The sequence below is a fragment of the Kiloniellales bacterium genome (genome assembly GCA_030066685.1).
GTDB lineage: Bacteria > Pseudomonadota > Alphaproteobacteria > Kiloniellales > JAKSBE01 > JAKSBE01.
The window spans coordinates 110,426-123,498 of the sequence record JASJBF010000020.1 but is presented as its reverse complement, the minus strand read 5'-3'; the positions used below and the strand labels follow the sequence as shown (position 1 = coordinate 123,498).

At 57.4% G+C, this 13,073-nt stretch carries 7 protein-coding genes; 1 reads left to right on the top strand and 6 read right to left on the bottom strand.

Features of this window, described 5'->3' with window-relative positions; all coding sequences use genetic code 11:
* Positions 1 to 865: IS110 family transposase (locus QNJ30_13300; protein MDJ0944442.1), on the top strand; the 865-nt coding region annotated here is incomplete at its 5' end.
* A gap of 531 nt (positions 866 to 1,396) precedes the next feature.
* Here QNJ30_13300 and QNJ30_13295 read toward each other — a convergent pair.
* From QNJ30_13295 to QNJ30_13270, 6 genes are all read right to left on the bottom strand, one after another.
* A complete protein-coding gene (locus QNJ30_13295; GenBank protein ID MDJ0944441.1) occupies positions 1,397 to 3,334 on the bottom strand; it encodes an AAA family ATPase in 1,938 nt (645 codons plus the stop codon).
* Positions 3,335 to 3,355: 21 nt separating this feature from the next.
* A complete protein-coding gene (locus QNJ30_13290) occupies positions 3,356 to 6,064 on the bottom strand; it encodes an AAA family ATPase (protein MDJ0944440.1) in 2,709 nt (902 codons plus the stop codon).
* Positions 6,061 to 7,203 (bottom strand): metallophosphoesterase, encoded by a 1,143-nt coding sequence (locus QNJ30_13285; protein MDJ0944439.1) that lies wholly within the window; start codon positions 7,201 to 7,203, stop codon positions 6,061 to 6,063. The genes QNJ30_13290 and QNJ30_13285 overlap by 4 nt, the downstream gene beginning before the upstream one ends.
* Before the next feature lie 444 nt (positions 7,204 to 7,647).
* Positions 7,648 to 9,888 (bottom strand): hypothetical protein, encoded by a 2,241-nt coding sequence (locus tag QNJ30_13280; protein MDJ0944438.1) that lies wholly within the window; start codon positions 9,886 to 9,888, stop codon positions 7,648 to 7,650.
* A 346-nt stretch (positions 9,889 to 10,234) separates the two neighbouring features.
* Positions 10,235 to 11,716 (bottom strand): tetratricopeptide repeat protein, encoded by a 1,482-nt coding sequence (locus QNJ30_13275; GenBank protein MDJ0944437.1) that lies wholly within the window; start codon positions 11,714 to 11,716, stop codon positions 10,235 to 10,237.
* Complete coding sequence (locus tag QNJ30_13270; protein ID MDJ0944436.1) at positions 11,713 to 12,909, bottom strand: hypothetical protein; 1,197 nt, start codon at positions 12,907 to 12,909, stop codon at positions 11,713 to 11,715. Before QNJ30_13270 ends, QNJ30_13275 begins: the two co-directional genes overlap by 4 nt.
* Between the last annotated feature and the right edge of the window lie 164 nt (positions 12,910 to 13,073).

The window sequence follows — 13,073 nt, the reverse complement described above, 5'->3', positions numbered from 1 at the left end:
CTGTGCGACGGCGCACTTCTGGGCTCGCGAGATTGGCGCGCTCGGCCATGATGTGCGGCTTATCCCGCCTGCTTATGTGAAGCCATATGTCAAACGACAGAAGAATGATGCGGCCGATGCGGAAGCTATCTGCGAGGCGGTGACGCGGCCTCACATGCGCTTCGTTCCGATCAAGAGCGCGAAACGTCAGGGCGTGTTGATGCTGCACCGGACACGCGACCTGTTGATGCGCCAACGCACCATGACGCTCAACGCCGTGCGCGCCCATCTGGCCGAGTTCGGCATCATCACGGCCCAGGGACCTCAAAAGCTTTTGACCCTGATCAGGGCGATACGGACAGGCGAGGTGCCGGGACTACCGCGGATCGCCGGGATCGCTCTCGAAAGCCTGGCCAGTCAGCTCGACAGTCTTACCGACGAGATCCGCAAGCTCGAACGCCAGCTCATGCTCTGGCACCGCGCAGACGAGACCAGTCAGCGTCTCGAGACCATTCCCGGGGTCGGTGTCATCACCGCAACAGCCTTGGCTGCCAGCGTGCCGGATCCGGGTGTCTTCAAGAGCGGCCGTCAGTTTGCGGCCTTCCTCGGCCTGGTGCCACGCCAGAACTCCTCCGGCGGCAAGGGCCGTCTCGGCCGAATATCGAAGATGGGCGATGGTTATCTGCGCAGGCTTCTAGTCGTCGGCGCCACTTCGGTGGTACGGCGTGCCAACAGCAATACATCCGCGACCGGCGCCTGGGTGCGATGCCTGCTCGAGCGTAAGCCAGCGAGGGTGGTCACCGTGGCCGTCGCCAACAAAACCGCCCGGATCGCCTGGGCCATACTCGCGCGCGGCGAGACGTATCGGGCCTCGATGGCCGCATAACAGCGCTACCAAACCGCAGGGCCATCTCGTCGCCGCGCAACGCCGCGAGGGCAAATGGAAGTGATGATGATCAAACGGGGCCGCAGCCAGGAAAACCCGAGGTGCTGTCAGGGCTCAAGAGCTCGCTAGACTGAGAGGGACCTGGTGCGCGGACTTCATCAGGGCCAGCGGTCAGTCGTACCGCGCAAACAGGCCGGACACATGACCGCATCCCGCACCGATCAATATCACCCCAATTCACCCTTGCACCAAAGGGGCCGTCCACACATGACAGCACCCGCTGCTCTCCCCGACACCGAACCGTGCCGCCGCCTGGCGCCGCGACAGACCGCCCTCCTCAAACCGCCGCTACTACCCGCTCTCGAAGATCCATGGAATAGGGTTTTGCCATGCCTGCTGGCCTCCTTCCCAGCAAGCAGCTTGGATCAGAAATAAACCGATTCGGGAATCCCACGCGACCGATTCAGCCTATTACCATCCCGCTCTAGAGCCCGGTCCGGCCAAGCCGGACGAGTCACGCAGTATCAGTGACTAATTGAAGGGGATGAAGTTATCCGCCTCAAGAATCTTGGCGCAAAGCTTCTCCATGCTTTCTGAGCGCTTTCCATCTTCCAAGGCAAACGCAAGGCTCGCGCCGATGTGCAGAAAGTTCTTCTTCAGATCACCAACTTGCCCGTAAAGCTGGTCGGCCTTATTGCGATATTGTGTCCATTCGTCCGCACCAATCTCGTCTTTCACGACGGCACCGATACACGAATGCCATACCGTAAACCCCGTGCCCCAAACAGTCTCATCAGGAAACGGTGTTCCTTCGTCCCCTCCGGCAAGTTTTAGGAGTGCCTTGTTATCCTTCTCATGTTTGGCCTTACTACCATTTCGGTCTGGCTTATCAGCGTCAGAATCAAACACGAGATATGTCGGGATTTTCATATGGTTGCTGATGACCAGAGGCCTGAGCAATTCACTTTTTCCATTTGTGGGCACGATGTGGCACCCCAATCGCCTAAAATCATCTGCCTTATCGAGCAGATTGAAGTACGCCTGCAAATAGGCCACGTCTTCGAGACCCTCGACCAAAATAAGCCTGCGAGTAAAGAACATTTCATTCAAAGCAGGCTGCAACGCCTGGTGTACCTTTGCGAGAGCCCCCTCCGGTTTGGTCGGCTCTTCGCCAGTGGCTTCACCGACAGACGCAGCAATGTCTTCAAACGACATATGGCAGACTGCAGAACATGGGCTCCCTTGTTCCTTGCGGACCATGCGAACGTCTTCAAATCCTTCCCCGGAAACGAACCAAGGATTGTGAGTCGAGACGATCACTTGCGAGTCGCCTTGACTCAACTTGTTGAGAACCGATGCGAGATGGCGTGCCTGCGGCGGATGCTGATAGAGCTCGGGCTCCTCACATGCCAAAATCAGCGCAGGGCTTTCACCAGCCTCAGTGCCGGAGAGTTCCTGCAACAAAGCGAGAAGATAGGACCTTTGGAGCCCATGCCCGAACCGTGCGAGTTCGCCTTCAAATTCGCCTTCACCAGCCAGAATATGAGCCCAGGGCTCCTCAACGCGTACCGACTTATCGGGATCCTGCTTCCACTCAAGGCGTAAACGAGCTTCGGGATGCGCCCACTCTGAGAGTCGAGCCTGAAGCGATTCAGAAATCTCGTGCAGAACATGCTGGCTACCGTCTAGAAGCGCTTGATACTGCTCCTGCATCCCAGCTCGCAATTCCTTTACGGACTCATCGAAATTCGTCTGAGAGCGCACTGTTCGCGCGAGGAGTTTACCAAGCGCAGAATTCCTGGCCTCGACCTGTTCCGAAGTGGCATCCTTGACCGCAGGGACATAGACCCATTGAACGTGCTTGGCGAGACGGTTCGCACCTTTGGAGAATCCGTAGAACTGATCTTCGCTTGGTATGAGTTCGCAATCTTGAGGACGCTCAGCTTCGTAATCCCGGAGAGCCTGAACCATAGTGTCCTTTGTTCCTGGAGCCGGAAGATCGCCGTAGTCACCTTTTATTTCGGTGTAAATCTCCTTTAACTCAGCAACCCTCTTGCCATCATCCAAGCCCTTAAAAAACGCCGCGAAGGCTGGCATCGCGAGACGCTGCCCGTACTGCTTCACATCTGCCTTTCCGGTAGCTTGGTCAAAGGTCGCCACGGCGGAAACAACCAATTTCTCCTGCCGCACGTAGTCTGAAAAATCGTCTGTCGCTTCGTCGTTTAAGTCCCCAAACGTAACAGTTATTCTGACCGGATTATCCGTGTCTTTGCAGTGAAAGTCTTCATCATATAACTGGCTTAAATCAGTTGAAAGACCATCTGACTCTCGAAAGAAAACGTTTAGGGCGGTGAGAACTGTCGATTTGCCTGCACCGTTCGGCCCGACAAGACACGCATAGTCATTGAACGGAATGGTCTCGTCTTTGAACGATCTGAAGTTCTCGATACGAACAGATGCAATTCTCAAGGCTGCTCCCTTCTGGTTAGGTCATGCTGAAACCAGCTCCTCGGTGTTAATCTCCTGCAATGACAAGTGCTGACCGCCAATGCCCTCAAAAAGTTGTTCACGGCACGTAAGTACGATGACCTGAACCTGCTGCCCGACCATGTTCAGAATGTCGAACATGCGGCCCATTCTCCGATCATCCGAAAACACCAGAGCATCATCGAGCACAACGGTCGCAGGATGGCCTTGCTCGACAAGCATCTCGGCAAAGGCGAGGCGAACAAGAACGGCGATTTGTTCCTGCGTCCCCATGCTCAGGTGTTCGAAAGATTCTTCGTACCCGTTCTCGCGAACCACACCGACGATGTGGAGGTTTTCGTCAATCGTGATCTCTGCGCGGGGGAACAGGAGTTGCAAGTAGGGACGAACCCGTTTCAGCACCGGAGAGAGGTAGCGCTCTTTCGCTTCGGTCTCTGCGGAACGTAGCGTCGATAGCAGCAGGGAAAGCACGGACACCTCACGCTCGTAGCGCTGAAGCTGATCGTCAGCCAGCTCGACCTCTCGTGCTTTCTGCTGAATGGCCTCGTCTAGGCCCGCACCTTCAAGAGCTTCAATGTGCGATTGCAGCCCGACAACCTTCTCTTTCAGATCAGAGCGCTTGTCTCGACGCTCCTGTAGCGCTGTGTCCAACCGAGAAATGCGCGCCTCCAATTGCGGTAGCGTCTCGCCCTCACGCTGTCCTTCCAGCTCAGACACAGCCTTTTCCTGATCTTCCAGTGCCTTTCGAGCGGCCGCCACACCAGCCTCAAGGTCATCATCAGAAGTTTGCTCTTCCGCTTCAGCCAGACTCTTCTTCAGCTTTTCGAGGCGTTCCTTCCCGTCGTCATATCGTGTTTTCACACTCCCCAACTCAGTCTGGATACGACCCATCTCCTCTTCCGGCCCGCCAAGGGTCGCTCGGACGGTGGTCTGGGTGTCCCTTGCTTCCTGAGCGCTTTCCTGGGCAGAGATTAGGGTCTGCTCCGCTTCTTTCTCCGATGGCAAGCTCTCGATCCCAAGGTCGGTAAGCTCCCGTTCGAGAATGGCCTTCAGGCCCGCAATGTGATCCGAAAGCGGTTCTGCACCGGCCTCGTAGTCATCCGTCGCTGGCGCGTGCAGTTCGGCTTCCTGCCGTGCAAGCTCCGCATCACGTAGGAGCTTCTCGCGTTTTGCAAGCTGTTCCTCAGCCGCATCAGCCGATTTGACGCCGCACTCTTCAAGCGCGGCTTTGAGGGCGTCATTCGCTTCGCGCTGCTCTGCGATGAGGCTATCTCGGTCCTTGATCGCAGGCTGAACAGAAATGCTGCCGTACTCGGGGATGGTGATCGTTGTCCCTTCAACCGCTTCCACCGATGTCTGACCGGCCGCAAGTGCCGCTCCATCGACCTGGATCTTGGAGAGCCGGTCCGAAGGCATATCGAATGCAACGAGGGTCGCGGCAGCGGAAAGGCGGGAACGCGCGGTTTCGAGTTTCTTCGCGGCATCTCGTATCGTTTCAATATTCTCGTCAGTGACGAGAATGGCAGCCGCACCCTGTTGGGCAGCCCTTTGCTTCTTTTCGGCATCGTGGGCTTTCTCGTAGCGCTCCTGAAGCTCCCGAATGCGGCCCTCGCGTTGAACGGCAGTGAGAACGCGGCGGGCGATCGACACAGCCTTATCCGCCTCGGTGACGGCATCCTCGGCTTTCTTCGAATCTTTGCGAAGGCCCTCGACTTGTTTCCTCAGCTTCTGATCTTTCTCGCGAACTTCGTCGAGTTTCTCCTTCGCCGCCTCGACCGCCTCAGCGTCGGTCATGATCTGCTCTTTCAGAGCGCGACGCTCGGCAATGGCCTGTTCGGCTTGTTCCAGATTGCGCTTCTTCAGCTCAACATCAGTCGCCGCGGCCTCAATGCGTGATTCCAGCTTGGCAAGCTCACCATGTCGGTTCCGTGCTGCGTCCAGTTCCTCCTTGTCCTTCTGGTCTTGCTCTCCCGATGAGAGACGCGCGAGCGTTTCCTGTGCGGCTTCCAGGTCTTCCATAGTCTTGGAGAGTTCGCTGCGGCGGCTTTGCAGCCCTTCGAGTTCGGCACGCAGCGTCTCCACCTCGTCGATCAAATCCTTGTAGTTCCCGCGTGGCCTGCCAGTGGACGTGACAAGTTCCGAGAGCTGCTTATCCACCGCATCCGGCAACGCCCTTCCGCGCTTGCCTCCCAGAACCTCGCCGACTTCCGATTCCAGTGCGCTGTGGAGATTCGAGCGCGCGCTGTCGGGAAGATCGAGCGCACCAAAGGACTGGCCTTGCTGAACCCAGAGCACATTCCACATGCCGAGGGTTTCGGGCTTCGCGCCCGTCTTGCCAGGTTCATCGAACCCGAGAAGATCGCGCAGAGTGTCTTCTGCTTCATCGCCCTCCAGCTTTCGCCCGTCAGGGCAGAACAGGTGAGCGTATGGCTTTTTCACGAACCGCTTCCTGATCCGATAAATCCCGCCGTCGACCTCGAATGCGAGCTCCACGACAGGTGCGGCTTGGTTCCGGTCATTCTGTAGCGCCGTAATCGGCTGCGCTTTGGAACTGTATTTCTCAAACAGGGCGGCGCGTAGCGCATCGAGCAGCGTAGACTTCCCCATTTCATTGGGGCCGACAACGACGTTCAGGCCGTCGCCGATGTCGTCGAGACACATCGGCGTCGTGAACTTCTTGAACTGATTGACAGCGATGGAGCGAATTTTCATTGGCTCCTCGTCTGCAATTTCATGTGCTCGACGTATAGCCGCTGAAGCGCCAGGGCGGCCATCTCATGATCGGGATCGCTCATGTCCTCGGCCTTCTGCTTCAGGACATCAGCAGCGGTTCGCACGAAGCCGCCCCGGTCGATCTGATCTAGGTCCTCTTCGCTGGGACTCGGGAAGAGCCGCGCATCATCGACCCGCAGATAACAGAAGGCGGCCGAAACCTGCTCGACGATCTGTTCCTCAAAATATTGTCGGTCCTGAAGCGAAACGGCACCCTCGACCGAAAGGCGCACCAGAATCCGGTTCAGGTCATCTCCACTGCCGCGCAGGGTCGTGACGAGAGCATCAATCTCTTCGCGACTGTTGATCTGCTCGCGCAACGTCATCCACCGGTAATGGCCGGTCTCGACCGGCGTAACGACTGGCGCGGCATCAGCACTCTGGATTTCGACCAGAAGCGCCTGTCCGCCGCCTTCCACATCAAAGGCGTCGGCCTCGTGTGTGCCACTGTACCAAACCTTGTCACTGATCTTCTTCTGTCCGTGCCAATCGCCCAAGGCTAAATAGGCGAGCCGCGCCGCATTCGGCCTGTCCGGATTGATGTAGTTCGGAACGTCCTTGTCATCGGAACCGAAGCCCGTGACCGTGCCATGCGCGAGACCTATGCGGATAATCCCGTCCGGGGTTTCCGCTTCATCCATGTATGCAGTGGGGTCCTGAAGCGTGCGTCTGCACTGGAGCGGTGCAGGAAGCACGACGAAGCCATCGCTTTCGAATATCCTCGGCTCGGACGAGAGGTGGACAATCACATTGTCCGGCACGCCCCTTCGCATGAGCTGATCCCAGAGGCCGTGCGGCCGATGCGGGTCGTGGTTTCCAGGCATGAGATGCCACGTCACCTTCTCAAACTTCCGCATGCGTTCCAGCGGCTGATTGAGAGAACGCGGCGACAACGCCTCCATGTCGTAGACGTCACCGGCTACGAGAACATGACCGGCACCGTGCTCAACCGCCAGCTTGCCAAGCCGGGTGATCGCAGCGAGACGTGCCTCCTGAAGCAGCCCCATCGTGCCGTCATCGACAAAGCGATATACCTTGCCGATCTGCCAGTCCGATGAGTGCAGCAGCTTAAGCGTCATTGAAACCCTGCCTCCGAACCATCACGCGGGCATTGTCAGATTAAACTGATCTGATAGTCTTAGACAGCTGCTCGCTGCCCTGCTTCATCGCTGCCTGCTCGGAGATCTCCGGGCAAACCAATGTACTTTGCCTGGGTCTAGGAACTCCGGGGCGGAACAAGGCGCACCACCTTTGTTGATCTGACAATGCCCTCTTGAAGGATTGGAAACCGAACCGGTTGAGCAGACCTTTTTCCAAGGTGTGCACTCCAGCGTGGATGATTCCTACGAAGAAGTTGGTTTCGCGGACATCGCGCTAGAGTGGATAAACAAACGCGCCAATGCCGAAACGAAGAAGGGCAATGTCTCAGTGAAGGGGCTCTCGTCTCGAGCAGGACTGAGATGGCTTTGGAGGAACATCCCGCTTGTACAGGTAGAGAAAGGCTCGCTGTAACCGCCCTAGAGTCAAGGGCACCCCGGCGGCTGCACCGGCTCGCCGCGGCCCAGCGCCTTGGCGACGGTGGCCAGTGCTGCGGCATTGTAAGGCTGGCAGAGCTGTCCCTCGATCCAGTGGTGCACCGGCGTCGACAACCACCAGCTCATCGACACCTCGCGGCCGATGCCCTGCAGCCGGATATGCGCGTAGTGCGGGCACGGCGCGTCGGTCTGATGTTGCAACGTGTCGTTGCAGAGCTGGTTGCGCAGCGCCGCGGTGGCAAGCGATCCCCGCGCGGTGCGGGTGGCAAAGAAGGCATCGAATATCGAGCGCACGGTGGTGGCCCATTGCTGGTCGTCAGCGTCGGGCATCCTCGGGCGCTCTGCTAGCTCAAGATCGGGATCGCTGGAGATCTGGATGACGAACGGCATCACATCGGTCCGGCGGTACAACCGACGGGCCAGGTCGGCCGCCGTGAGGGCGCCGAAATTCTCAAAGTAGCCGCCGTCCACCACGCGGTCGGCGATCTGGCCGCCACGGTCGCGCAGATTGCCAGCCGGCGTGATCAGGGGAAAGCGGGCGCTCACCGTAACCGCCGTCGAGAGCCGGAACGAGTGCCAAGGCGGGGCATCCTTCGCCGATTGGCCGGAGTTGAGAACACTGAGAGCGTCGTAAGTATCGACGAACAAGGGCTCATCACTTTCAGCGAACCGTAGGTGTGAAGCAATCAGCCGCTTGCCGGACTCCACCGATGTGCCGTTCAGTAGCAGCAGCGGCCGCCAACGATTCTTCCCAGGCAAGAAGGCAGTGAAGTCGCGCGCCAAGCCGTCATCGCCGACCGCCGGGCGGGCAAACGTCGCGTAGCGCCGCTCCCAGGAGCGCTCGAGCACCTGAGCCCGATCGGCCAGCGGCAGTTGAGTGATGTCGTGGAACGCGAAGGCGATCGTCAGCGGCGACAGGAAATCACCAAGCAGTACGGCGTTGAGGCATTCCCCCAGGCTCATCGGAGCGCCTTCGAGGTGCTGACACGGCGGGTCAGGGCGGTCGGCAAGCGAAGCATAGACCGCCGCCCCGAGGGAGCCGCCGGAGACGCCGCTGATGGCGAACAGCCGATCGCGGAACGCCGGGTAGTTCTCGTGCAGGTAGCCCAGCACCAGGCCAGTATGGTAGGCGGCGCGGCTGGCGCCGCCGGCGGTGGCGACGATGATTGGGGCGTCGTCGCCACCATGCTTGCGCCACATTTCCAGCGCTTCCTCGAAGTTCGGTCGTGGATCGCTCGCGGTCCGGTGCTCTACTACGCGCATGTCATAGTGATCGTCGTTGAAGTAGCCGAATATCCCGAGCACTACGTAGACGGAGAGGATCACCGGGAAACGCAGATAGTGGCTTGTGAAGGCCAGTAATGACAGCAGTGGCACCCATGCACCGAGGACGACGACGAACAAGAAGGCGCGGGCAAACCACTGCGCGGTCCAGGCTGGCTCGATCAGCAGAAAGACCGATGGCAGCACCGAGACGATCAACAATATGGTCGCACCGATGAGGCGTGCCTTCTTGGCGCCCGCGAGGCCGTCAGGTGGTTGCGGCGCGGTCCGGCCGCGGTTGCGCACCGCTCCGGGTAAGTAGAACGGCAGCACCGGAGGGGGGAGCGAAGTGGCGTAGGCCATCCTCATCGCGGCCCAGAATCCTGCGGGACCCTGCCGCCAATCTTTGACGCCGGCGACGAAGGCGCGCCGCTTGACCACGAAGATCCAGAAGACGGCTAGGGCGACGGTGGTGCTGAGGATCAGAAACACGAGATGCATTTCCTCGATGTCGACCTGCTCTTGGCAGATAGCATTTGAGGATTCACAGGAGGGAATACCTGCCCATGCGAATGCCTCGCCGAGCAGCAACGCCACGAAGCAGCCGATGCCCAATATCCGTGGTACCCAGCGGAAGATAGGCGGATACAAAGTCTGCGCCTCGGCCCGGTCGAATAGGCCGACGTCGTGCTGGAGCAGCATCCGCGCCGCGTAGTGCACCGGCATTGCCCAGCAGATGAAAGCCAGCAATTGGAAGGCGAACCAATAAAGCGGGCCGCGGAACGGACCGAAGATCTCCCAGACGCTGCCGGCGTCCGGTGTCACCTCTCGGAACAGATCCTGCGATTGCGGCGCTAGCAGAAGGATGAGTAAGCCAATCAACAGGCTGGCCACGCTGACTCGGCAGACCCACAACACCCGCAGCCACCGGTAGGCGCAATCCGCTTGCCGCCGGAACCAGCTCATCAGACCCGGCAGCTAGCTCCGCGCCCGGTCCAAGCCGAACGCAGACTACTTCCCCGTTGATCGAAAGGACAGATGAGTGATCGCCCTCTAAACCAGGAAGCCGCTGGCGCCCACGGGCACGGAACGGGAGCTCTATCAGCGGGATCATTGTGCTCGATAGTAAGTTTACGTCGCACCATGTTCAGCCCACCCGTCCTGCCAATAGTTGTACGACTGCTGCTTCAACCGCCTGTCAAATTCGCTGTATGCGTTGCCCGTGGGTTTTCGGCCCTTGAGAAGTCGAGGACCACACTGCTAGCCTAGGATATGAGGTCCATCTCCTTTGATGTGAACCAGCTGCGGTAAATTATAGACCTTTTTCCCATTCAAATAGAATCTCTTCGGCCAAATTATGGCCGCTCCAGGCTGCCTCGCGTATCGTTTGTAACGCTTCGTTATATTCACCCTTTTCCCAGAGTAGTCTACCAAGATAATAGTGCCCATCTAAACTTCCGTGTTCGGACGCTCTGCGGAACCATTTCTCAGCTTCTTCCGCAAGTAAATCCGAATCATAGGATAGCGCCAACCACGCTACCTCGGCTCGGCTCTGATAGTATGTTCCTAGTCTCGACTCCGCTTCTCGAATGAGCTCCTCAAACACTGTTCCCGCTTCCTCCAATTTCCCTGCGTCAAGCAGCGCTTGCGCTTGTCCTGCCACCTCGCGGTCGCGCTCAACGGCAAGTTGTTGGGCAAGTAGCTTCGACTGTCGCACGCAGGAATCAGCTAACTGTTCGATTTCCTCCAATGATCGCTGACCAGTTTCTACTACCTCAGCCAAGAACTCTCTTAGCATTGGCGGAAGAGCTGCCCCACCAGGCATCCTTTCTAGCTCTTCTCGAACGCGCAAGTTGACAGGCAAGACAGACCTCGTAGTAGCCACATTCTGAGGCCGTCGAGTTTCAAAGTGAAAGACTTTCGAGCCAATTCGTTGGAATTCAATATGCTGTCGATACCTTGGCTCAAGAGATCTATTCTCTTCTTCCAATATTCTCTCAATAGAGGTGCATAACGTTGCGCCCGTTACGACCCAGGTATTCTCCTCTGGCACGGCCTCTGCGCAGAAACCCGAAAGTGCTTTGATAATCGCCGAAGTAAACCGTGACACCCCTCCTTTGGGAGCGTGCGCCTGGCGCCCATCGCCGACGGCCCAAACCATCAAACGCGAGAAGGACAGCACATCCTTTTCTGGTTCGAACTCGTCCAACGAAGACTGCCCTGCACCAGGCCTTAGCGCTTCTGGCTTACAGTCCCGGCAAGCATCTATAAAGAAGTAAAAGGACGCGTTTGCACGCCGACGTACCGCTCGGGCCGTGTTCGTTATGTCAATGGCATCGCGCCATGGATTCAAGCTTTTGCCAAAATCTGCGGGTAGCACATAATCATTCCGCCCGGCAACTCCATGACCGCAGAAATAAAATATTCCAATATTCTGTACGTTCTCTTTGACGCGGTTGATCCAAATTTCATAGGCGCTCTCGATATTCGTTCTTGTGGCTTCCTCCGTCAGGTCGGAGGAGGGAGACACTAACAGCTCTACTGTAGCTAGTGGCACGTAGGGATTCCAGAAGCCAACGTCTCCAGGCGTATCCGCCTGGCGCGCTGCAAACCAGGCAGCTAGATCTTTAGCAGACACCGGCGGCGATGATAGTTGCTGCAGGCCCATGGGATTGCGAGCTAGTTTGCCCGTGCCGCCTAGCAAGTGTGGGTATGCGCCAGCACCGATTATGAGTACATGCGTCCCAGGTTCTTTGGTAGCCTCGTCCCTTTCGCGAGAAAAGACAGTCGTCATGAATCACTTTCCGCAAGCCGCTCACCGAGGCGACGGAAGAAGCTTGGGCGACTGAAATAGCCGCTGTGGGCCTTCATCAGACCGTAGCCCGTATCATACTTGTAGTCCTGAACCCCTTCAAACACCGCCCCTGCACGAAAACCGAATAAATCGCTTATATCTAACACGTTTAGCCACCGCTTGATGTTTACTGGAGTGCCGAGTTTTTCCGCTGGCGGATTTTCGGGCAACTCATTTCGGCTGATCTTGTAGAGCGACATCTCCTCAAACAAAGCTACTTGTGAACCGATCGTCACAAATAGATCGACCTCTAGACTGGCATCAAAATAGGTTAGGATGTCGTAAGAGATCACGCCGCCAAGGCTATGACCGAGGATCACAAACTTGGGATCTTCCGGCCTTACCAACTTGCGAGCGGCCCGAAAACCGGCCAGCACGTCCTCAACAATCGGGCCAGGATCAGTGTCCACACCTCGCTTCGCCAGATACTCGAGCACATCGCCAATGAATTGCGACGCCGCCAGATGTGCCTTTGTGCGGGCGAGCGCCACAACGGCCGCTCCTCCAGAATCGGGGGCAAGTGAAATTATTCGACTAACGCCTTCCTTCAGGCGCTCCAACAGCTGACCGCTATCACCGAAACTTTCCCACTCTGTCTCTTTAGTTGGAGTAGAAGAATCGTTATATTGCTTAACATAGTAGATCAGCAGATCAACCAAGTTATCGTTGTTAGCTTGATTTAGCCAACTCGGCTTTGGATTTGCAATCGCATAGTCAGACGCCAGTCGAAAGGTCTCTGCCAGCTCAAACGCTCTCTCATCGGTGTCAACACCCGGCAGGGCAGCGGACCATATAACATCAATAGCGTCCGCAAGTGAGCGATGGGCGATGGCAACTAGGTCTGTCTGCTCTTCTGAGCCGCCTAATACGTTTGCGGCGATGTGCAGGTCGAGCGCGTTGAGGCCGGATCCAAATGATTCCATATCATCGGAGGCCTCGGGCAATGAAGCATTACCCCAACGGAACTGGGCGCCATGATCACCCCAGTACGGATTCAGAATTTGAACTGTTGCCGGATCAAGGCCAAGTCTTGGGATTACGAGAGATCGAAGAAAGGCGTCACGGGCCCTTACATTCTCCCGATAGGCTGGGGTATTGCGATTACTGACGCCATGCACGAATATTAATGGCATGATGTTTCCTAGTTTTAGGCTCAGTGCGGTTTAAGTCTCGCCACACAATTCCTTTCTCTGCTTATCGGGGAATGCTTAAGATTAGCACGGTCGGCCTCACTTTGTAAGTCAAGCAAGATTCTAAAGCTTTTCTTTTGGAAATCCCGAATCCATAACCACTCGAG

Coding starts and splice junctions, on each gene's coding strand:
- QNJ30_13290 (MDJ0944440.1), bottom strand. CDS start 6,064: ATGAAAATTCGCTCCATCGCTGTCAATCAGTTCAAGAAGTTCACGACG.
- QNJ30_13285 (MDJ0944439.1), bottom strand. CDS start 7,203: ATGACGCTTAAGCTGCTGCACTCATCGGACTGGCAGATCGGCAAGGTA.
- QNJ30_13280 (MDJ0944438.1), bottom strand. CDS start 9,888: ATGAGCTGGTTCCGGCGGCAAGCGGATTGCGCCTACCGGTGGCTGCGG.
- QNJ30_13275 (MDJ0944437.1), bottom strand. CDS start 11,716: ATGACGACTGTCTTTTCTCGCGAAAGGGACGAGGCTACCAAAGAACCT.
- QNJ30_13270 (MDJ0944436.1), bottom strand. CDS start 12,909: ATGCCATTAATATTCGTGCATGGCGTCAGTAATCGCAATACCCCAGCC.